This is a genomic window from Leptolyngbya sp. GGD, from assembly GCF_026735145.1.
GTDB lineage: Bacteria > Cyanobacteriota > Cyanobacteriia > Leptolyngbyales > Leptolyngbyaceae > Leptolyngbya > Leptolyngbya boryana.
This window is the reverse complement of record NZ_JAPQKE010000002.1, coordinates 12,284-33,746: the sequence shown is the minus strand read 5'-3', so window position 1 is coordinate 33,746 and position 21,463 is coordinate 12,284. Positions and strand designations below refer to the sequence as shown.

The 21,463-nt window shown below is 46.3% G+C and carries 21 protein-coding genes; 11 read left to right on the top strand and 10 right to left on the bottom strand.

Annotated elements, in window-relative coordinates; translation table 11 throughout:
• Positions 1-159: 159 nt before the first annotated feature.
• The 4 genes from OU814_RS09220 to OU814_RS09205 all read right to left on the bottom strand — a co-directional run bounded on the left by OU814_RS09220 (position 160) and on the right by OU814_RS09205 (position 4,567).
• On the bottom strand, positions 160-1,182 hold the full coding sequence (locus tag OU814_RS09220) for an ABC transporter permease (protein ID WP_268182158.1): 1,023 nt from the start codon (positions 1,180-1,182) through the stop codon (positions 160-162).
• Positions 1,175-2,665 (bottom strand): ABC transporter ATP-binding protein, encoded by a 1,491-nt coding sequence (locus OU814_RS09215; RefSeq protein ID WP_268182156.1) that lies wholly within the window; start codon positions 2,663-2,665, stop codon positions 1,175-1,177. Before OU814_RS09215 ends, OU814_RS09220 begins: the two co-directional genes overlap by 8 nt.
• Positions 2,666-2,732: 67 nt before the next feature.
• Positions 2,733-3,968, bottom strand: coding sequence for a BMP family lipoprotein (locus OU814_RS09210; protein ID WP_017285671.1), 1,236 nt, complete (start codon positions 3,966-3,968; stop codon positions 2,733-2,735).
• 209 nt (positions 3,969-4,177) lie between these two features.
• Complete coding sequence (locus OU814_RS09205; protein ID WP_316426136.1) at positions 4,178-4,567, bottom strand: DUF3067 family protein; 390 nt, start codon at positions 4,565-4,567, stop codon at positions 4,178-4,180.
• A 216-nt stretch (positions 4,568-4,783) separates the two neighbouring features.
• Between OU814_RS09205 and petC the strand changes: the two genes are divergently transcribed.
• Together petC and petA are read left to right on the top strand one after the other, a co-directional pair.
• The gene (gene petC / locus OU814_RS09200; RefSeq protein ID WP_017285669.1) at positions 4,784-5,320 is read left to right on the top strand and encodes a cytochrome b6-f complex iron-sulfur subunit; all 537 of its coding nucleotides are present in this window, start codon (positions 4,784-4,786) and stop codon (positions 5,318-5,320) included.
• Positions 5,321-5,360: 40 nt separating this feature from the next.
• On the top strand, positions 5,361-6,311 hold the full coding sequence (gene petA, locus OU814_RS09195; protein WP_268182153.1) for a cytochrome f: 951 nt from the start codon (positions 5,361-5,363) through the stop codon (positions 6,309-6,311).
• A gap of 104 nt (positions 6,312-6,415) precedes the next feature.
• Here the strand turns inward: petA and OU814_RS09190 are convergent, their stop codons facing one another.
• The gene (locus OU814_RS09190; protein ID WP_017285667.1) at positions 6,416-6,856 is read right to left on the bottom strand and encodes an SRPBCC domain-containing protein; all 441 of its coding nucleotides are present in this window, start codon (positions 6,854-6,856) and stop codon (positions 6,416-6,418) included.
• A gap of 88 nt (positions 6,857-6,944) precedes the next feature.
• On the opposite strand from OU814_RS09190, the gene OU814_RS09185 reads away from it, so the two are divergent.
• From OU814_RS09185 to OU814_RS09170, 4 genes are all read left to right on the top strand, one after another.
• The gene (locus OU814_RS09185) at positions 6,945-8,339 is read left to right on the top strand and encodes a malic enzyme-like NAD(P)-binding protein (protein ID WP_268182150.1); all 1,395 of its coding nucleotides are present in this window, start codon (positions 6,945-6,947) and stop codon (positions 8,337-8,339) included.
• A gap of 161 nt (positions 8,340-8,500) precedes the next feature.
• On the top strand, positions 8,501-9,766 hold the full coding sequence (locus OU814_RS09180) for an L-lactate MFS transporter (RefSeq protein ID WP_268182148.1): 1,266 nt from the start codon (positions 8,501-8,503) through the stop codon (positions 9,764-9,766).
• 145 nt (positions 9,767-9,911) lie between these two features.
• Complete coding sequence (locus OU814_RS09175) at positions 9,912-10,724, top strand: RnfABCDGE type electron transport complex subunit D (protein ID WP_268182146.1); 813 nt, start codon at positions 9,912-9,914, stop codon at positions 10,722-10,724.
• Between the two features lie 10 nt (positions 10,725-10,734).
• Positions 10,735-12,102 (top strand): DUF2330 domain-containing protein, encoded by a 1,368-nt coding sequence (locus tag OU814_RS09170; protein WP_268182144.1) that lies wholly within the window; start codon positions 10,735-10,737, stop codon positions 12,100-12,102.
• 156 nt (positions 12,103-12,258) lie between these two features.
• Here the strand turns inward: OU814_RS09170 and glgX are convergent, their stop codons facing one another.
• Positions 12,259-14,385, bottom strand: coding sequence for a glycogen debranching protein GlgX (gene glgX, locus OU814_RS09165; RefSeq protein WP_268182142.1), 2,127 nt, complete (start codon positions 14,383-14,385; stop codon positions 12,259-12,261).
• A gap of 367 nt (positions 14,386-14,752) precedes the next feature.
• Here glgX and OU814_RS09160 point away from each other — a divergent pair, with 367 nt between their 5' ends.
• Positions 14,753-15,457 (top strand): phosphatase PAP2 family protein, encoded by a 705-nt coding sequence (locus OU814_RS09160; protein WP_268182140.1) that lies wholly within the window; start codon positions 14,753-14,755, stop codon positions 15,455-15,457.
• 400 nt (positions 15,458-15,857) lie between these two features.
• Here the strand turns inward: OU814_RS09160 and OU814_RS09155 are convergent, their stop codons facing one another.
• Together OU814_RS09155 and OU814_RS09150 are read right to left on the bottom strand one after the other, a co-directional pair.
• Positions 15,858-16,253, bottom strand: coding sequence for a hypothetical protein (locus tag OU814_RS09155; RefSeq protein WP_268182138.1), 396 nt, complete (start codon positions 16,251-16,253; stop codon positions 15,858-15,860).
• Positions 16,254-16,298: 45 nt separating this feature from the next.
• Entirely contained in the window at positions 16,299-16,490 is a 192-nt protein-coding gene (locus tag OU814_RS09150) for a hypothetical protein (protein ID WP_268182136.1), read from the bottom strand.
• Positions 16,491-16,501: 11 nt separating this feature from the next.
• On the opposite strand from OU814_RS09150, the gene OU814_RS09145 reads away from it, so the two are divergent.
• Positions 16,502-17,014, top strand: a complete 513-nt coding sequence (locus OU814_RS09145) for a transposase (RefSeq protein WP_326498305.1) — start codon at positions 16,502-16,504, stop codon at positions 17,012-17,014.
• A gap of 179 nt (positions 17,015-17,193) precedes the next feature.
• Positions 17,194-17,802, top strand: a complete 609-nt coding sequence (locus tag OU814_RS09140) for a Uma2 family endonuclease (protein WP_268182134.1) — start codon at positions 17,194-17,196, stop codon at positions 17,800-17,802.
• On the opposite strand, the gene OU814_RS09135 is transcribed toward OU814_RS09140, so the two are convergent.
• Positions 17,799-18,368, bottom strand: coding sequence for a Uma2 family endonuclease (locus OU814_RS09135; RefSeq protein WP_017285652.1), 570 nt, complete (start codon positions 18,366-18,368; stop codon positions 17,799-17,801). The two genes, OU814_RS09140 and OU814_RS09135, sit on opposite strands and share 4 nt — an antisense overlap.
• A gap of 252 nt (positions 18,369-18,620) precedes the next feature.
• On the opposite strand from OU814_RS09135, the gene OU814_RS09130 reads away from it, so the two are divergent.
• Together OU814_RS09130 and hslO are read left to right on the top strand one after the other, a co-directional pair.
• On the top strand, positions 18,621-19,403 hold the full coding sequence (locus tag OU814_RS09130) for a PspA/IM30 family protein (protein ID WP_190650208.1): 783 nt from the start codon (positions 18,621-18,623) through the stop codon (positions 19,401-19,403).
• 111 nt (positions 19,404-19,514) lie between these two features.
• A complete protein-coding gene (gene hslO / locus OU814_RS09125) occupies positions 19,515-20,411 on the top strand; it encodes an Hsp33 family molecular chaperone HslO (RefSeq protein WP_268182133.1) in 897 nt (298 codons plus the stop codon).
• Between the two features lie 38 nt (positions 20,412-20,449).
• On the opposite strand, the gene OU814_RS09120 is transcribed toward hslO, so the two are convergent.
• Positions 20,450-21,073 (bottom strand): M23 family metallopeptidase, encoded by a 624-nt coding sequence (locus OU814_RS09120; RefSeq protein WP_017285649.1) that lies wholly within the window; start codon positions 21,071-21,073, stop codon positions 20,450-20,452.
• Positions 21,074-21,463 lie beyond the last annotated feature (390 nt).

Here is a 21,463-nt window from a genome sequence, read left to right as displayed (position 1 = left end):
AGAGGTTGGAATTCATCCGAGTGATCGCTTAGCTGCAATTGTGCAGGGAGTTAACCCAGAGGGAGCTGAGTTATTATAGCCCTAGCAAGCTACATTAGGACTTGTTGCAACACAACGATTGACACACATCCGATCGCAAATCAATGTTTATTTTGATCGCTAAACATTCCCCCGCTTCCACTCACTAAAGCCTTTTCCTAAAATCACAAACAGTACTAGAGTTCCTTGAATCACTCCCGCAAGAGACGATTCTAAATTCAAATCGAGCGGCAACTGCAAGCTGCCAATGTTCAGCGCACTGAAAAAGAACGCGATCGGCAAAAGTAACCAAGCATTCATTCCCGCCAACATTGCGACTAATAACGCTAAATATCCCAATCCGCTTGAAATGTTGGGAATCAAGCGATGAAAGACAGCCACAACTTGCAACGCTCCCGCAACGCCTGCAAACGCACCACAGATTGCAAATGAACTGAGTAATTGTCGAATCGATGGAATGCCGAGAACATAAGCTGCTCTGAGATTTTGCCCAACGGCTCGAAGCTTTAAACCGAAATGTGTACCGCTAAGAACAACGATCGTTAATGCGATCGCAATCAGCGCAATCAAAACCGAAATTGGACTTGCATCTGTATTACCAAACGTCGGCAACCACAGCGATTCTGGAAATTGTTCTGTGCCGCTCATCGATGCAACACCCGGACGTTTCCAAGGTCCAAACACCAAATACAAAGCAATCCCATCGGCAAGAAAGTTCAAGCCTAAGCCTGCAAAAATTTCATTGATGCGTCCATAGATATTGAGAACGCCTGCGAGTAATCCCCACAACATTCCACCCATTCCGCCAGCCACAATCGCAAGAAAAAGTGTCAGAGCAGGAGGCAAAGAATCTTGCCCTAATCGCAGTATCAAGGTTGCAGCAATCCCACCGAAAGCAATCTGTCCTTCAATGCCTAAGTTGTATAAGCCAGTTGTGAAAGTGAATAGTAATCCACAAGAAGCGATGAGCAATGGACAAAGTGTAGAAATCACACGGGCGAACTGTCCAGGCGTACCAAATGCCCCGGATGCAATTTCAGAAATGACCGCGATCGGGGAAGCCCCTGCTAACACGATAATGATTGCAACAAAGATCAAAGCAAGCGCGATCGCACCAGCTTGATAGTAAAGTGTTTTACTCAAAGCGTCCCCCAATCATCTGTCCAAGCTTTTCGACTGTGAGTTCTGATGCTGCAATCGGCTCTGAAACTTCTCCACCACTGAAGACTAAAACGCGATCGCTATACTGCATGATTTCATCCAAATCTGAAGACATAAATAAAATCGTGGTGCCAGTTTGACATCGAGCAATTAACTGCTGCCAAACCCACAAGGTTGATTCAATATCTAATCCGCGCGTCGGATGCTCCATTAACAATAAATTTAATGGAACGGGTAACAATGCAAGCTGTGTCCGTTGTTGATTTCCCCCAGACAATCTTTCAACATGAGAATGGGGCTTGCCTCGAATGTTGAACATTGCGATCGCTTCGAGTGCTGTCTGATGCGTTGCTTTCCAATCAATGAATGGCGACTGATTCGGCTGACGTAAAATCACATGCTCATGGATCGACAAGCCTCGAATTAAGCCATCTTTCAGCCGATCCGCAGGCGAATAGCCAATTCCATGTTTGAGATACGCTGGATACGGTTTGTGAGTCATATCAAGCGCATCAATCTCGATCCTGCCTGCTGAAGCTCGCATTAATCCAGCACAGAGTAAGAGTAGTAATTGCTGTCCGCTGCCTTCGAGTCCTGCAAGCCCGATCACTTCACCTTTATAGGCGGTCAAAGTATCGACTTTCAAAGTTAAGCGATCGTCTTTGACCACAATGCTGTCGAGTTCCAACATTGGTTCAGATTGCTGAGTACTCGGCTTGATGGGTAAAGCAAGTTCTTTCCCAAAGATCAGATCAATCAGCACTGAATCTGGACAAGGAATTTCGGCATGACCGACGACCTGCCCTGCCCGCATTACAGTAACGCGATCGCATAACTCCTCTACATCCTCAAGCTTGTGCGACACGAAGATCACAGATTTTCCTTCAGCCGCTAATCGTCGTGCTGCTTCAAACAATGCCGTCTTTTGAGACGCAGAAATTCCGGTCGTCGGTTCATCGAGAATTAGGGTCTTCACACCGAGAGACAACAATCGAATGATTTCCAACTGTTGGCGTTCTCCAACGGTTAGATCAGCAACACGAACATCCGGATTGAGTGAGAAATTAAAAGTTTCGCTCAGACGAAGAAATTCTTGCCGAGCACGATCGAGATTCACGAACTTCAAACCCGAGAATAATCCTTTCGCCAGCACTTCGCCTCGACCGACCACAAAGTTATCCAGCACCGAAAGGGGTGGAAAGTCGAGCGGATCTTGATGCAGCATCCCAACGCCGGAGCGAATCGCATCAGCAGGCGTTTTAATGTTAGCTGCTTCACCATCGAAAAGGACTGAGCCGGAATCGCGCGAGATGAAACCACTGAGAACTTTGACGATCGTGCTTTTTCCCGCACCATTCTCTCCGAGCAAGCCATGAATACTTCCTGCTTGAACAGTCATCGAAACCTGATCATTTGCCAGGACTTGCCCAAAGCGCTTTGTAATCTGTTGGAGTTCGATTTGCATAGTTCAACCCACTCTGTAACGCGAGAACTCCAAGTTTCTAAAAAACTCGGAGTTCTGAAGAATTTAGCTATTTACTGGGTCCATCCATTCCAGCCAACAACTGCGGCATATACCAAATTTGTTGTTCTGTTGCAGTCTCTCCAGCTTTTACAAAGTCGGTTCCGTCTTGGAACTTGATCGGCCCTTTGTAGAGGTTAATGCTGCCACTGCTCATGCCTTTGACAAACTCATCCAGGAATTTTTGATTCTCACCTAACGCCTGACCTGGATTAAACCCAATCATTCCAGCAGTGGGATTGGTGAGGTTTTGCCAGTCAGGACCAGACCAGACAAATTCGCTCGTGTACTTGCCATCTTTTGCTTTCTGCAAAGCATCTGCATAAGGAATTGACCAATTGTAAAACGGCACACCCAAACAAATGCTAGGAGCTAGCGAACAGCCCGTTGGTAAGTCATAGTGCACGTATTTTACTTTCTTCCCAGCTTCTGCTGCTTTTTTTCCTTGTACTGCTGCTTCTGGCGTATCAATGCCACTCATCACAACATCAAAGCCCCCATTGTAGTAGTCGTCTGCAACCTTGGTCGGATCAAGCGTTTTACCTGGAATATTGAACCAGAATCCAATCCAAGTCACTTTGAACGTCAACTCTGATGCCGGACGCTTTCGATAGGTCTCCCAGCAGTATTTTGCGCCGAGAAAAGCAGCAGAACTATATCGCCGAGTTTCATCATTGATCAAGGGACCTAAATACCCAATTTTTCCCGTTTCAGTTCCCAAGGCGGCAGTACATCCGGCAATCATCTTCCCGTACTCCATCCGTCCCATGATATTGCCGAGATTGGCTTGGTTTTTGAAATTCTTGCCGTCTTTCCAAGCATAATCCCCAGAGGCATGAATCACAGTCACATTGGTATGTTTCTTGGCAGTCTCCAAGGCATCATCTTTAAAGTCATCCGAGTTAAAGATAATGAATTTTGCGCCTTTGGCAATCAAGTCATCTGCGACTTGAGAACCTTTAACGTTGGGACGATCGCCAGGGTTCACCTTGTCTACGTACTCTAATTTTGTACCCGCGACTTTTTGAATTGCACTTTGAATGCCCTCAAAGTGTACCTGGTTCCAGCCTGCATCGTTTTTTGGACCCACTAAAACCATGCCAACGACGTAATCTCCACTGCCAGCAGCAGGTGAGGAAGCAGAGTTAGGAGTGCTCCCACCTCCGCAGGCTCCCACGATCGAGCCAAGAACAACGGTCAGTCCGATCTGACCGAGAAATTTCGATACCTTCGATATCTTTGTCATATTTTGCAGAACGCCAAGTAGGTGAGGTGTGGGAGCGAATTCAAGATCGAATTATCACGAATCCAGAACGCAGCAAAATGTATTGCAAGCCACATCAAACTATCAAGAATTGTTAGAATTCGTAGAAAATTCTGATTTTTTTAATTCCTCGATTGCGTGCTGACATCTCGAAGGGGAATCAACAGAAAATCTCAGCAGGACTTCTCCGCTCAGAAATCTTCTAATAGCCATTCTGAAGCGCGATCGCCCAAATCGATTGGAATACTGACTGCCTTGCCCTGTCTTGGACGTTCACGAGTTTTTGCAATATAAGACTGCACCTGTTCGATCGCGCCCCATCCCGCCAAATAGGTCGCCACCTGATCCAAATGCTCCAAATATTCCGCCTCAGACAGCGGAAACGATAACTGCTCCAGATATTTCCACATAATCTGAACAAAGAACTTCCCTTGGGTACGGCGCACCTGAATATCGTAGGAACGCCCCCACTTCTGGAGCAGAATTTGTTGAAGATCTCGTCCTGTCATCATGGCGATCGCAAAATTTGTAACATTTCGTAAATCAATTCCACAGTCTCGCATCGATAATCTGAATGTCAAGAAATGTATAATAAATCTTAGAAAAGCTACAGACAGCCGGCTCTAAGGGATTTCTGGACATCCGATTGGACAAACTTGAAGTGCCCTAGATCGTCATTCGCTCGTCATTGTGTAGCCCTCTCCATGTAAATTGATTTAAACACAGAGCTTTCAAATCAGTTCTGCGCGAAATCTTTTGTCATCCATCTCATTTCCGCAATCCCTAGAGAAGAAGTCATGGCTCAATTATCCGAATCTTCTGATGTCCCAAGCATGGGTCGTCGCCAATTTATGAACGCCTTGATGTTTGGCTCTGAAGCGTTGGTCGCGCTCGGTGCTTTATATCCAGTCGTGAAATACTTTATTCCGCCGTCGGCTGGTGGCGCTTCGGGAGGTGTCACGGCAAAAGACGCGCTTGGCAACGATATTCTTGTCAGCGAATATACAAAATCCCATCCCGCCGGCGATCGTTCTCTCGCTCAAGGCTTGAAAGGTGATCCGACTTACGTTGTGGTCACAAATGATGGCATTGAGAGCTATGGCATTAACGCGGTGTGTACTCACCTCGGTTGTGTCGTGCCTTGGAACGCAAATGAAAACAAATTTATGTGTCCGTGCCACGGTTCGCAGTATGACAGCACTGGCAAGGTCGTTCGTGGCCCCGCTCCTCTGTCTTTGGCATTGGTTCATGCCAGCGTTGAGAACGACAAGATCTCCTTTACGCCTTGGACTGAAACCGATTTCCGTACAGGCGACGATCCTTGGTGGGCTTAAGCCGCTGACTTTGAACCATTGCACAACATAGTGAACAGAGATGAGAAGTAGTTTTCTAAGAAAAGCGATCGTGACGATCGCGGCGATCGCAACGTTACTCGCAGGCAGCTTTGCTTTGCCTCAAGCAGCTTCTGCATACCCGATTTTTGCTCAAAGCCAATACGAAAATCCCCGTGAGGCTACGGGTCGGATTGTCTGTGCAAACTGCCATTTAGGTGCAAAGCCGACCGAAGTAGAAGTTCCTCAGTCCGTTTTGCCGGATACCGTGTTTGAAGCAGTGGTGAAAATCCCTTACGACACCAGCGTGCAGCAAGTGCAAGGCGATGGCTCGAAAGGTCCGTTGAATGTCGGTGCAGTCTTGATGTTGCCAGACGGATTCAAGCTTGCTCCAGAAGATCGGATGACTGACGAGCAGAAAGAAAAGGCTGCGGAACTCTACATCCAGCCTTACAGTGATGCTCATCCGAACTGGTTAGTCGTTGGTCCTGTTCCGGGTGAGCAGTATCAAGAAATCGAGTTTCCGATTCTTTCACCTGATCCGAAGACTGATAAGTCTTTGCGCTTTGGTAAGTATCCGGTGCATGTCGGCGGAAACCGCGGTCGTGGACAGGTTTATCCGACTGGACAAAAGAGCAATAACGCGGTCTATAACGCTTCTGCGGCAGGTCAGATTTCTGCGATCGCGAAAACCGAAGAAGGCGGCTATACCGTTACGATTACGGGCGAAAATGGCGCAACTGTAACTGATGAGATTCCAGCAGGACCCGAGTTGATCGTGGCTCAAGGTGACACGGTAAAAGCAGGTGATGCGTTGACCAGCAATCCGAACGTCGGTGGATTTGGTCAAGTCGATAAGGAGATCGTGTTACAGAACCCAGACCGGATTAAAGGTCTGCTCGCTTTCTTTGCGATCGTTTCCTTGACTCAAATCATGTTGGTTCTGAAGAAGAAACAGGTCGAGCGCGTTCAAGCCGCTGAAATGAATTTCTAATTCTAGAATTCAACAGAATTGAATGGAGCAAGCCTAACCGCTCGCTCCATTTTTTTGTGTTAAAACACCCCACTCCCCACTCCCCACTGCTTCCAATATTGATGTCATGATCCGAGCTTTTCAGCGTAGCGCTTCAATTCCCATGCCATCCGCTGAATCCCTTTTCGTTCCTCTTGACGAATAAAAGGCAGCAAAAAACGGGCAAACGTTCCAGAAAAATTTTGCTGATACGAAAATCGCGTTTGATTCACTCCGATGTCTTGTAGCTCAAACACATGCTCATTGTGCAAACCGGGAATCGAAGAAAGCCACTTCAAACAGTAATTGGGTTGAACTAAAGTGACGATCGGGCGAAATTGAATTTCATCTTCTCCGGGCGATCGTAAAACTGACAATGAAACATCTCGTCCTTGGATAAACGGGCGATTTGGGTCGCAGTCAAATAAAAAAGTATTCCAATATTTCCAGCGTTCTTTGGCGATCAGGATTTGCCAGATCTGCGATCGAGCGGCATTAATTTCAACTTCGGTGTACAAACTCGGCATAAATCATGTCCTCAGACGATCGCAATTAACAATTCGTGACCCTTTATTGCGGTAAGATTTGCCGAGTCGCAAATCACGCACACAATCCATGTCAGATCTTCTTACCCCTAATTCCAGTTTTAGCTTGACAATCCGCTTTGAGGTTCCGAATCGTCCGGGAATGCTTGCCAGTGTCACCCAAGCAATCTCCACACTGGGTGGCAGTATGGGACAGATTGATTTGATTGATCAGACTCGCGCCATTTCGATGCGGGATATCACCATCGATGCGGCGAGTGCTGAACATGCAGAAACGATCGTGCAAGCGGTCAAAGATCTCCCTCACATTAAAGTGCTCGATGTGTACGATCGTACGTTCACTCTTCACCGAGGCGGCAAAATTAGTGTTGTCAGTAAGATACCCCTCCGAGGTCAAGCAGATCTCGCGATGGCTTATACTCCTGGGGTCGGACGGATTTGTAATGCGATCGCAGAAGAACCGCAGCGCGTGTACGAATTGACGGTGAAAGGAAACATGGTGGCGATCGTCACCGATGGCAGCGCAGTGTTAGGCTTAGGAAATCTTGGGGCTGAAGCATCGATGCCTGTCATGGAAGGCAAAGCGATGCTATTTAAAGAATTTGGGGGATTGGATGCCTTCCCGATTTGTCTTGCGACTCAAGATACGGATGAAATTGTCGAAACCGTCAAGCGGATTGCGCCTGTATTTGGCGGTGTGAATTTAGAAGATATTGCTGCACCCCGATGTTTTGAGATCGAAGCACGATTGCAGCGAGAGTTGAATATTCCTGTCTTTCATGATGATCAACATGGAACTGCGATCGTCACGCTTGCTGCACTGACAAATGCTCTAAAACTTGTCAACAAGAACATGTCTGACGTGCGGATCGTGATCAATGGCGCAGGCGCAGCGGGAGTTGCGATCGCAACGTTACTTCAGAAAGACGGAGCGAATGAAATCATCATGTGCGACTCGAAAGGAATTTTGTCGAGCGATCGCACGGATTTGAATCCTCAAAAACGCAGCTTTGCAGTTGATCAATCGGGTAACTTAGCCGATGCGATGAAAGGTGCAGATGTCTTTCTGGGCGTGAGTGCGCCTGGAGTCGTGACACCGGAGATGGTGAAATCGATGGCAACTGATCCGATCGTCTTTGCGATGGCAAATCCGATCCCTGAAATTCAGCCGGAACTGGTCAAAAATGATGTTGCAGTCATGGCAACCGGGCGCAGTGATTACCCGAATCAGATCAACAATGTGTTGGCATTTCCGGGGGTGTTTCGTGGGGCATTAGATTGTCGTGCTTCGACCTTTACGACAAATATGTATTTGCAGGCAGCTTTAGCGATCGCGTCTTTGATCAAAACCGATGAACTCGATCGAGAACATATTGTTCCATCTGTCTTTGATGAGCGGGTAGCGAAGGTCGTTGCTGCGGCAGTTCAACGGGCTGCGAGAGAAGATGGAGTCGCACAGGGATAAATGATTTCTTAGGACTTTAGGAGTTAAAACTTTCCGAACATTTTCTATCCTTAGTGGAAGAGTCAGTACAATAACAGCGGATTGCGGGGACTGAGCAACAACTGAATTCATTCAGATTGTCAATGTTCTAGAGATTACATGTCCACTATTCGCAATAAGTTATGAAGATTCTCACTCACAAGTCTGAGTTGAAAGTGCTTGGACTGCCTGCTGACCAGGGAAGATGGCTACTTCTTCCATTAGGGATGAGTGTTCTGCTATGTCTGGGCAGTATTTATGCTTGGAGCGTCTTTAGAAAGCCTTTAGAAAGTGAACTGAACATTAGCGCAACAGAAAGCTTATTACCTTTTACTGTGGCGCTTGTTTTTTATGCTGCGCTGATGCCGATCGCAGGGTTCTACATTTCTAAGCTTGGAACTCGCACCATGACGGTAATTGGAGGAATCATTGTCGGCTGCGGCTATCTTCTTTCGAGCTTTGTCCATCAAATTGAAATGATGGTGCTGACCTATGGAGTGATCGCTGGTACGGGAGTTGGGATCGCTTACGGTGTCCCGATGGTTGTCGTTTCTCGGTGGTTCCCAGATCAGAAAGGGTTAGCCGTTGGACTCACGATCGTTGGATTTGGGCTTTCTCCTCTGATTACGGCTCCCCTAGCAAATCAACTCATTGACATTTACACCGTTCGACCGACTTTACGGATACTTGGGATCATTTTTACGATCTTGATTCTAGCAATCGCTTGCACCTTGAAATTACCGCCTAAAGATTGGCACCCTCAGAGAGATTTAGCTGCTTCAACGACGATCTATGCCCGAACTTATCCAGCGAACTTATTCAAAAGTCGATCGTTCTATGGACTTTGGATTTGCTATGCGATCGCAACGTTGATTGGCCTAAGTGCCATTGGAATTTCTAGTCCAGTCGGTGAAGAGATGATCAACATTGATCCAAAATTCGCAGCGAGTAGCGTTGCGCTGTTTGCCGTGTTTAATGGCATGAGTCGTCCTTTGTTTGGATGGTTAAGCGATCGCCTTCAGCCTCATCGTGTCGCGATCGCATCTTATACCCTCATTCTGATTGCCTGTATTCTCATGGCAAATGCTCAGCCAGGACAAGTTGCACGGTATCTGATTGCTTTTTGTCTCTTTTGGTTTTGTCTAGGCGGATGGTTAGCAATGGCTCCAACGATCACTTTGCGATTTTTCCATCCTGACCAATACGCTCAGAACTATGGGATTGTCTTTACTGCCTATGGAGTCGGTGCTTTAGTCGGAACTTTGGCAACTGGAAGAATTCGAGATTGGTTGGGAACCTATACATATGCGTTTTATCCGATGGCGCTGCTTGCGATCGTGGGCATCATTGTTGCTAGCTCAATGCTGAAGTACGATTCAAGTCGCCCAATCACACAAGAGAGCCTTTAACAGAACTATTCCGCTAATCTTCCTTGAGAATGCAGAACAATTCATAAAAAAATGATGTCGTTTCTTAATCGGTAACGACATCATTTTTTTGTTTTAGAGAGTCTGATAATAGGCGCTATCCAACCTGACGCGGAAGGGTCGCCTCATGTTCCAAGATGCTCGAATTTATCAAATTCTCTTTCTTTCACTGTTTTTACTCGTTGGCATTGTCACGAGAGATTGGTCATTACATCTGAGTATGGTTGGAACTGCGATCGTGACCTGTCTCGGAGCACAATGGCTGATGACTCGAATCTCAGAGCAATCCTTTACTCAATCTTTCCCCAGCGCATTGGTTACAGCCTTGGGGATGAGCGTGCTATTGAGAGCAGATCATTACCTAACGATCGTACTTGCTTGTTCTGCTGCAATTGCTAGTAAATTTATCCTGCGGATTGGAGAGAAGCATCTCTTTAATCCGGGAAATTTTGGCATCATTACAGCCTTATTGCTTACTTCGGATGCTTGGGTTTCGCCAGGGCAGTGGGGTGAAGAGGGCTGGTATGCAGCGCTGTTTTTGGCAACGGGGGGATTAGTCCTCAAGCGAGTTGGCAGATGGGATACGACGATCGCGTTTCTTGCAACATATGGCGGATTAGAAGCAATTCGGAATTATTACTTAGCTTGGACTTGGGATGTCTGGGGACATCGATTGATGAGTGGATCGCTCCTGATGTTTGCATTTTTTATGATTACTGATCCCCGAACTATTCCGAATTCTCAGATTGGGCGAGTCATTTGGGCAAGTGCGATCGCATTGCTGACTTTCATTTTGCGAAATCAGTTTTTTGTCTCGACAGCAGTGTTTTGGGCATTGTTCGCACTGGCTCCGCTTAGCATTGTCATCGATAAAATCTTTCCCGATTCTCGCTTCTCGTGGGAACAGAGTGCAGCTACGACTGAGCCTTTATCAATCTAAGGAACATAGTATGAAATTATTTCGCATCTTATGTGCAGTTCTAATTGTTGGTCTGAGTTGCTTTGTTTTTGTTCCGAAAGCTTGGGCGTTTTGTGGATTCTATGTTGCGAAAGCAGATGCAAAACTCTATAACCAAGCTTCTCAAGTCGCGATCGCTCGAAGTGGCGATCACACTGTTTTGACGATGGCAAATGACTATCAGGGTGAGGTGAAAGATTTTGCGATCGTGGTTCCCGTTCCAACGGTTCTACAGAAAGAACAAGTTAAAGTAAGCGATCCTAAAATCATCGAGAGATTAGATGCTTTTAGCGCGCCTCGATTAGTTGAGTATTTTGATCCAGATCCGTGTGAAACGATCGACGATCGCGTGTTACGGATGCCCATGCCATCTGCACCAATGAGTGAAGCAAATGAAGCTGTTCGGAGTCGTCAAGGCTCGCTAGGAGTCACTGTAGAAGCAAAATTCACCGTTGGAGAATATGACATTCTGATTTTAAGCGCAAAAGAATCGGGGGGATTAGAAACTTGGTTAGTTGAAAATGGCTATAAGATTCCGCGTGGGGCAAAGCAACTCTTAAAGCCTTACATTCGCCAAAAGCTCAAATTCTTTGTTGCAAAAGTCAACCTTGATGAGTTTGATAAAGCTGGATTTCAATCTCTGCGCCCCTTGCAGATTACTTACGATTCGCCCCGGTTTATGCTCCCGATTCGATTAGGGATGATCAATGCTCAGGCGGCTCAAGACTTGATTGTTTATATCCTGTCTCCCAAAGGTCAGGCTGAGGTAACTAATTACAGAACGGTCAAGGTTCCTTCTGATTCTGAAGTTCCGTTGTTTGTCAAAGATGAGTTTAGTCACTTCTACAAATCAATGTTTGAGAAAAGCTACGATCGCGAAGATCGCAAAGTTGCTTTTCTAGAATATGCCTGGAATATGGGCAATTGTGATCCCTGTTCGGCTGAGCCTCTCAATCCTGAAGAATTGAAGCAAGCCGGGGTGTTCTGGCTAGAAGGTTCTGAACCTGTTGTGATGCCTCGTGGTCGTCGTCGCCCAGTTGTAAGCTCTGATGTGTTTATCACACGGCTGCATGTTCGCTACACGCGCGATAAGTTCCCCGAAGATCTAATGTTCCAAGAAACGAATCAGCAAGAAACATTCCAAGGACGCTATGTTTTGCGGCATCCTTTCAACGGTAAAACAGAGTGCCCTGCCGGAAGACGCTATCAGCGATCGCTGCGCCAACGGTTTGAAGAACAAGCCCAAACGCTAGCGCGTCTCACAGGCTGGAACATTGATGAGATTCGCAAAAAACAACCGCGAGTTCAGAGCCAACTCCCTTGGTGGCAAGATGCATTGATGTCGATCGCGGGGATGTAGGAACGTTATATGGAGAGATAGGGGAGTGGGGGAATAGGAAGATAGGAAGCCGTCTAGGTCTTAGTTCTCCCTATCTCTCCATTCCCCATTCTGCGAGATTAATATGGTCAACTACTAGCCCTCCTGCAATGAATGATTGGAACTACTACTAAGGAGTTAGCTTCCGGATTGTAGGACAACTAATGAGCGACCCATCACTGGAACATTTTTCGTTCCTGTAAACAGAATCTTCTCAGTGGTAAAGCTTGGCTCTTTTGTATTAATCAGCGCAGACCATTTCCGCTGGCGTAATCGAGTCGGTAGGACAAAATTTAGCATTTCCCAATGCGCATTAAACAGTAATAGGAAACTACTATCTCGAATCCGTCCACCTTTGGGACCGCGATCGGGCAATTCACTTCCATTCAAAAACACAGCGATCGCTTTTGCATATCCATTGCACCATTGTTCCTCGGTCATGTCATGCCCATCGGGATTAAACCAAGCAATATCATTCACACTCGATCCATGAATCGCCTGCCCTTGAAACCACCGCTGCCGCCGGAAAATGGGATGTGCTTGACGGAAATGAATCAACTCTCGCGTGAAATTGAGCAGATCAGACTGAGAAGTGCATAACTCCCAATCTAGCCAAGACAGTTCATTATCTTGACAGTAAGCATTATTATTTCCAGACTGAGATCGACCCATCTCGTCGCCCATCACAATCATCGGAATGCCTTGAGATAACATCAGCGTTGTGAGCATATTGCGCTGTTGTCGCTCTCTTAGACGCATTACTTCCACATCATCTGTCTCACCTTCTACACCACAATTCCAAGAGCGATTGTGGCTTTCACCGTCTCGATTGTCTTCGCCATTGGCTTCATTGTGTTTCTCGTTGTAGCTCACAAGATCGCGGAGCGTGAAACCATCATGAGCCGTCATGAAATTAATGCTGGCATGAGGTCGTCTGCCATTCGATTGATAAAGGTCAGGACTGCCCGTAAATCGATAACCAAACTCACCAAGCTTACCATCCTGCCCCCGCCAGAAATCGCGCATCTCATCTCGATAGCGCCCGTTCCACTCTGACCAAAGTACCGGAAAATTGCCAACTTGATATCCGCCATCGCCTAGATCCCAAGGTTCTGCAATCAGTTTGACTCCAGCTAGAATCGGATCTTGGTGAATAATGTCAAAGAACGATGCCAAATTATCCACTGCATAAAGCTCTCGGGCAAGCGCAGATGCTAAATCAAAGCGAAAGCCATCTACATGCATTTCTGTAACCCAGTAACGCAAGCTATCCATAATCAGCTTCAGCACTTGTGGACTTTGAACATTCAGCGAGTTTCCGCATCCTGTAAAATCCATGTAGTACCGCTCGTTGCCTTCAACTAAACGGTAGTAGTTTTTATTATCGATCCCCCGTAGAGATAGCGTTGGACCACAATGATTGCCTTCGCCTGTGTGATTGTAAACAACATCTAGAATGACTTCGATCCCAGCTTGGTGCAGAGCTTGCACCATCTGTTTAAATTCCCGCACTTGTCCACCGAGAGTTTGATCGGCACTATACCCGGAGTAAGGTGCAAAGAAATTAATCGAATCATATCCCCAATAGTTACTTAATCCTGTGCCAGAAAGATGCCCAGGCTGGGATAGAAAATGATGCACAGGCATGAGTTCAACCGCAGTCACACCCAGAGATTTGAGATGTGCGATTGCTGCTGGATGTGCAAGTCCTGCATAAGTTCCTCTTAATGTCTCTGGCACTTCAGGATGCTGCTTTGTAAATCCCTTAACGTGCATTTCGTAGATAACAGTTTGGTTCCAAGGCGTTTGTAATAACTGATCTCCTTGCCAATCAAAAGCTTGATCAACAACAATACACTTCGGAACGAGATGGGCATCATCCAAATCAGAAAAACCTAAATCCGCATCTGGATCGTCCCAGCGATAGCTAAAAATTGCTTCACCATGTTGAACATCGCCCTCGATCGCTTTTGCATAAGGGTCGATGAGCAGTTTATTGGGGTTAAATCGATGCCCAGCTTGAGGATTCCAAGCCCCATAAACGCGGAAGCCGTATCGCTGCCCAGGCGCAACTCCAGGGACATATCCATGCCAGATAAAATTTTCACCTGCATAGAGAGGTAAACGCTGTTCTAAACCCTGTTGATCAAATAAACAAAGATCCACAGATGTCGCATGTTCAGAAAATAGTGAAAAGTTAGTTCCTTTACCATCCCAGGTCGCGCCAAGCGGATAGACTTTTCCTGTCCAAATGGGTGCATTCATAGTCGTTCAACTATCATGATTAAAAGCAGTTTAGGATATTCACACAATGATGTAGTCATCCAAGAATTGATATCTAATATCTTGCAAGCGTCCTTAACACTCGCTTCAGTGTAAGAGGTAGACTGCTGACTTCTCATCTACCAGGAGGACAAGCTAATTTCTATCTCAAGGAGTGGCTCATTTTATAGCATTCAAAAATATTTGATTTTTTCTTACATGTAAGATTTTGCCTCGTAGAGCGCGTCTGAGTAGGACATCTAAAATAGTGCCCAAATTGTGAACAGCACCCAAACAAGTCACGTTACATTGGTGAAGTCAGGTCAAGCTTTGCTCAATCGAGAAGCACTTCACACACTTGAGACAATGCATGTTCAATTTTGATGTCAAGCAATTTCTCCAAGCTTTTCTAGAATTTCTCAAGCACTTGCTAGCTGCTCGCCGTGGCGCGTTACTCATGCTACTCATTGGCGTGTTACTGCCCCTATTGATTTTTGGAGAGCTAGCAGAGGATGTGTGGGAAAATCAGGGTGGCTTTCCGTGGGACGTGCCGATTCTGCTGGCAGTCCATTCAGTAAACAATCCCTGGCTTGATGCGATCGCAACTTTTCTGACAAAGCTAGGAGTCTTTTGGGGAGTGTTTCCGGTTGCGACCGGAGTCGGGGTGTTTTTGCTGTTTCGACGATGGTGGTATGCACTTGCATATCTGATCACAACTTTAACAGGCAGTATTGTGATCAACCGAACTGCAAAATTGCTTTTACATCGTGTCCGTCCGCATTTGTGGCAGTCGCCTGCACCAGAATTTGACTACGGATTTCCCAGTGGACACGCTATGTCAAGTATGACGTTTGTGACAGTACTGATCATTCTAACTTGGCAAACAAAATGGCGCTGGTGGGTATTGCTGCTAGGAGGCTTATTTGTCCTGATGATCGCGTGGACTCGTCTCTATCTTGGTGTTCATTATCCGAGCGATATCCTAGCAGGTTGGCTTATCTCGATCGCTTGGGCAATCGGCGTGAGCTTACTGATTAATCCACAACGGCGGAATGTTCCTCTACATTCTCGCTGAACCACCCTTCCTTAAAATTCGCCTTTTAAGAATGCGTTCCCTTGAAAGCTGATATCAATGCTGGGGGAATCACTGCTGAACCGATACGATCAAGCTACAAATCCAAGGTGCGGTGCTGAATGAAAGTAGGAACTAGCTTGGTATGCGAACCTACAGTACAACAACAGAAAGCCGATGATGGGATTTGAACCCATGACCTTTCGATTACGAATCGAGTGCGATTGATTTCTAAAACCTAACGATGGAAAGGATTGTAGCTTATCTCAATCAACATTGCACTCAGTTTTATCTCAATCTTTATCTCAATCGCTGTAAGGCCTTAAGGATAAGGATTTAAGCCATAATTGACGGCTTGGTTTACTCGTCCCCAATTGAACCCTAAAGCAAGGATATTTGAGGTTTATTCGGTCGAGGGGCTTAATTGCCAATTCTGAATTTCGGCGATCGCAGTTTCTGCTTGTTCTAAAGTTACTTTCGGTAATCGATTTATGAAATAGTCATCAAGTCCAAGGGGTTTGCTCAACTCTTCTTCCATACCATCCAGAACTTCTGGGTGATTTAAGGTTAACGCCCAATCGCGATCCCAGAAGATACGATCGACGAGTTCATCCACAACCATATGCCAAATACTCAAATTATCTGAGTGTGGATGGAAGGTATCTAATTCTTCATCAAACCCAAATTCTTCTTGCCCCGCTTGCCAATTGCTCAAAAGATATTCTTCAAATCCTCGCCAGACTAAATTTCGATAAAAATATTTCAGGCTTTCTTCGTCAGTGAGTCCTTCTTTCTCCAAGTAAATCTCATCTCCGAGCGCATTTTGAGAAACGCGAAAGGAAAATTAAGCGGCAGCTTCAATCACATTTGTGAGCATTAATGGCTCGATCGTTGGATCAAGAAATGCGGAGAGACATCGGTAGAGCAGGACAACTTTTTGCTCAAAAGTGGCGATATCAAATATGCGGTCGCCTGTTAGTACTTCTGATTCTTCTAGATCACGGGTGTCTTCAAGATTCTCGATCGCGTCCTGCATGGCAGTGAGATATACTTCTGCTTCAACGCCTTACTTGGCAGATTGCACAGGGCGGCATCCGACAAGTTTCAATCGGTGCGACCCGCGCCGAATTCGACTTTGCCAATCACATCGCACATACGATTGAGACTGACCCAGAAGCGAGTTGGATCTTTGTGCTGGATCAACTCAACACTCATCAATCTGCTTCCTTAGTTCGACTCGTGGCAACCTGTTGTCAGTTAGACCTGGATTTGGGTATCAAGGGTAAGTCGGGCATCCTACACTCGATGGCTTCACGTTCTGCTTTCCTGAGTGATCCAACCCATCGCATTCGCTTCGTCTACGTGCCCAAACATACCTCTTGGCTCAATCAAATTGAATGTTGGTTTAGTATTCTGACCAGACGACTGATTCGGCGCGGCAACTTCACTTCCACTGAGGATCTCAAGCAGCAGATTCAAGCCTTCATCCGGTACTTCAATTGCACGATGGCAAAGCCGTTCAACTGGAAGTTTCAGGGCTTTGATCCGAAGCCCCACTAAGCTGCTGCTTTATTTTCGCCCAGATGCACTAGTCAACAACCCGTAATTCAAATCACGATTTAGCCCATAATTTAAATCACAACTGCATCGTATTTCTCAAACATTGCAGATTTCTTTCAAGCTGAAGATTCGATCGGCGATCGAGTATCCTAACAGTAGACGAATCAAGGTTTTCAATCATGCAAGCACTTGAAAAACCGATTAGCTTTGATGAGTTCATCGCTTGGTATCCAGAGAATACCGGAATTCGCTACGAACTACACAATGGAGTGATTGTCGAGATGCCAAAGCCAAGAGGAAGGCATTCACGAGTCTCTGGTGATTTGGCGTTTGACTTGGGATCTGCAATTCGACAAGCAAAACTCCCCTACTTCATTCCCAAAGAGTGCATCGTCAAAGTTCTCGATCAATCTGGATATGAGCCAGACATTATCGTACTAGACGAAATCGCGATCGCAGATGAACCCCGATGGGAACGAGAATCTGTCATCGAAAGAGCCGCCTCAATTCGTTTAATCGTCGAAGTAGTCAGCACCAATTGGCGAGATGATTATTTAACCAAACTTGCAGGGTATGAAGCGTTCGGAATTCCTGAGTATTGGATTGTAGACTATGCTGCACTCGGCGGAAAACGGTTCATTGGCGATCCGAAAACTCCAACACTTAGCATTTATACCTTGGATGAAAGCGGAGAATATCAATTCAAGCAATTTCGCGGCAATGATTTGATCGAATCTCCAACGTTTCCAAATTTGCGATTAACGGCTGGCGAAGTTCTCGATCGCTAAAACTCCACCTTCTTATAGATTGCCGATAGCGACATCTGAAACGGAATCGAAGTAAATGCTAACGTATCATTTTCATCTTCGTATTCTTCCAAACTCCATTTTCGCGTTCCGGTTTTTGAGAATTGCTCAACATGGATTTTGTACTGATCGATCAGAATGTACTCCTGAAAACTTTCTACCGTTCTGTAAAACTCAAACTTCTCACCTCGATCGTAGTTTTTTGTCGAGTCTGACAGCACTTCCACAATCACCAAAGGATTTGTAATCGTATCCTTACGTTTTTCCAAATACTCTAACGATCCTTTCACAACCATCACATCTGGATACGTGAAAATTCGCTGCTTGGGAATCCAGAGCCGCAAATCGGTCATAAACGACTCATAATCTTGATCTCCAATTGCCGAGTCCACAGCTTGACTCACATTTTTTGCAATTCGATTATGATTTGGGGTTCCGCCTGTCATCGGGATAATCTCACCGTCAAGATATTCACTTCTCGCCTCAGCTTCAGTTTCTAGCTCTAAATACTCTTCCGGCGAGTATCGTCGCTCTTGTGCTTGCACCATAAAACCTCCGGATTCTGACTTTAGTTTAATCAAACGCGAAAAAAATTCTGCGGAACGAGGCGATTTTCTCCTGAAGTTTTTAGACTAGAAGAGGCTGTGTAATTTGCATACTCGGCAGGTTTCGATCCTACAAGAAATTAAGTTGGGTCACTCCGCAGTGCAAACCATACGGAAGTGCTGCAAAATCAATGGTGTGGGCTACCGTATAAATAACGGCAATTGAACTCTAAGAAACGCCAGAAGGAAAGAACTATGGGATTATTTGACCGCATTAGCCGAGTTGTCCGCTCCAATGTCAACGACATGGTGAGCAAGGCAGAAGATCCAGAAAAAATTCTGGAGCAAGCCGTCATCGACATGCAGGAAGATTTGATTCAGCTTCGTCAAGCCGTGGCGCAAGCGATCGCTTCTCAAAAACGGACACAACAGCAATACAACCAAGCCCAAACTGAATCCAATAATTGGCAACAGCGGGCACAATTAGCGCTACAAAAAGGGGATGAAGGCTTAGCCCGTGAAGCCTTGACCCGCAAGAAAACCCACACCGAAACCGCAACTGCGCTCAAAACCCAACTCGATACCCAGTCGAGTCAAGTCGATACGCTTAAGCGGAGTCTGATCGCACTCGAAGGCAAAATTTCCGAGGCGAAGACGAAAAAAGACATGCTCAAAGCGCGTGCGAGTGCTGCCAAAGCGCAAGAGCAACTGCAAGGCATGGTTAACAACATGGGCACCAACACAGCGATGGCTGCGTTCGAGCGCATGGAAGACAAAGTATTACAGCTAGAAGCGCGATCACAAGCCGCCGCAGAATTGGCTGGAGCCGACTTAGAATCGCAATTCCGAGCACTCGAATCCGGCGATGTCGATCTCGAACTCGAAGCAATGAAACAACAAATGCTCGCAGGTTCAGCCCAACCCCAGCAATCGCTTCCCGGAACCGCTGCACCTCAGTCTCAGACAACTCAAGCACCCAATGATGCAGCCGTTGATGCAGAATTGGAAGACTTGAAAAAACAGTTAGATAACCTTTAGTCGAAGCGTAAGGCGGTGGGGAGTGGGGAGTCTACTCCCCACTCCCTACTTTTTAGCCTTCATCATTCGTTACAATTGGAGAGACAAACGGATGTAACGAAAAGGATTTTCATGGCTGACCAGTTAATACGGGCAACTGCCGCAGACGGTGGAATTCGAGCAGTCGGAGTCATTTCAAACCGTCTCTGTGAAGAAGCGAGGCAGCGTCACAAATTATCTTATGTTGCAACCGCAGCACTAGGTCGAACCATGTCAGCAGGGCTATTGCTGGCATCGAGTATGAAACGAGCAGAATCGCGCGTCAACATTCGCATTCGAGGCAATGGCCCGATGGGTGGGCTGATGGTCGATGCGGGATTAGATGGAACCGTGCGCGGTTATGTCGATAATCCAGGGGTCGAACTGCCAACCAATGCTCAAGGCAAATTAGATGTCGGGGGCGCGATCGGGCAAGATGGCTACGTCTACGTGATTCGAGATGTAGGCTATGGATATCCCTACTCGAGTACTGTTGAACTTGTTTCCGGTGAAATTGGAGATGATCTCACTCACTATCTCGCAACGTCTGAACAAACGCCTTCCGCTCTCTTCTTAGGAGTATTTGTAGACGGAAATGGCGTGCAAGCTGCTGGCGGATTATTGATTCAGATCTTGCCCAAAGCAGCAAGCGATCCCGAATTAGTTGCCCTGCTCGAATCTCGACTGTCTTCCCTGCAAGGATTTACACCACTCCTACAAGCGGGTAAAACCCTACCCATGATCTTTGAAGAACTGCTTGGAGATATGGGCTTAGAAATTTTCCCGGAAACGCAGCTTGTAAGATTTCACTGTGGATGCTCTTTCGATCGCGTTTTAGGCGCACTCAAACTGTTAGGAGAAGCCGAACTTCGCGACATGATCGAAAAAGACAACGGTGCAGAAGCCACCTGTCATTTCTGTGGCGAAGTCTACAAAGCAAACATCGACCAACTAGAACAGTTGATCGATGAACTGAAAACAGCAAATTAATTTTGTAGAGGGTGCGAGCGATCTCAATCTAAACGCAATTAACCTCTGCCTTGCTCGGCATACATAGCTCGCAGCACCAGTGCTGGATCAACCCATTGGCTTGAGTATTTCAACCCCCAGTGTAAATGGGGTCCTGTTGTGCGTCCGGTCATACCGACCCGACCAATTCGTTCACCTGCTGGCAACATCTGACCTTCATAGATACGGACATCACCGGACTGAATATACTTGCCTTGCCCGTCCCGACCGGCTGAGCCTTGCATATGACAGTAAATATGCTCCCAGGAACCCGATTCAATGACTACTGAAGTTCCACAGGCGCTATTGTCTGAAACTTCAACAACCTTGCCCGTCCACCAACTGCGAATATAGCTGCCTTCTGGTGCTGCCATATCTAAACCCCGATGGAATTCACGGCTGTAAGAACCATCGGGAGACATTCGATAGCCAAATGGAGAAGTATACCCTTGAAAATTTTCAAGTGGGAATGACGCACCTTGCCAGCTATTGCCAGTCGCTTGTAAATTCGCCTCGATCGCGAGTAAGCCATGTTGACCCCAGGACAATGCGATCGCACCTAAAAATCCCAAGACCAGAACGACCCAGAATCGTTTCAATGCGAACCGTGATTGAACAAGTAAAGACCTCCATCCTTGCGCCATTCTTTTCTCCTTGTGTGTGAAGAGTTATCGGCAGATGCGAACTGCACTGATTTTGTTGCGCAACGAAACATAGCGTTAGACAAAAATCAGTCAAGGTCATTTAATCACAAAAAATCTTCACAGCCTTCGTATTTTCCTGCAAAATTGCGCGAATTTTTTCCGTTATATTGCGGTTGCCTCATCAATTCTTTATATTTCTCCAAAAATAATGAGTAGTTAGTCAATGCTGTATGAATTCAGTCGTACCCTCATCATTCGTTAAAGTCACCAAGTGATTTTTGAATCGATAAAGTAGATGGCTGAAGATTTGATCAATCTATCAATCTACGGCGAATTGCAAGACAAGCGAATCTTTACGGGGGCTAGGAAGAGTCAGCGTAAAAAAACCGT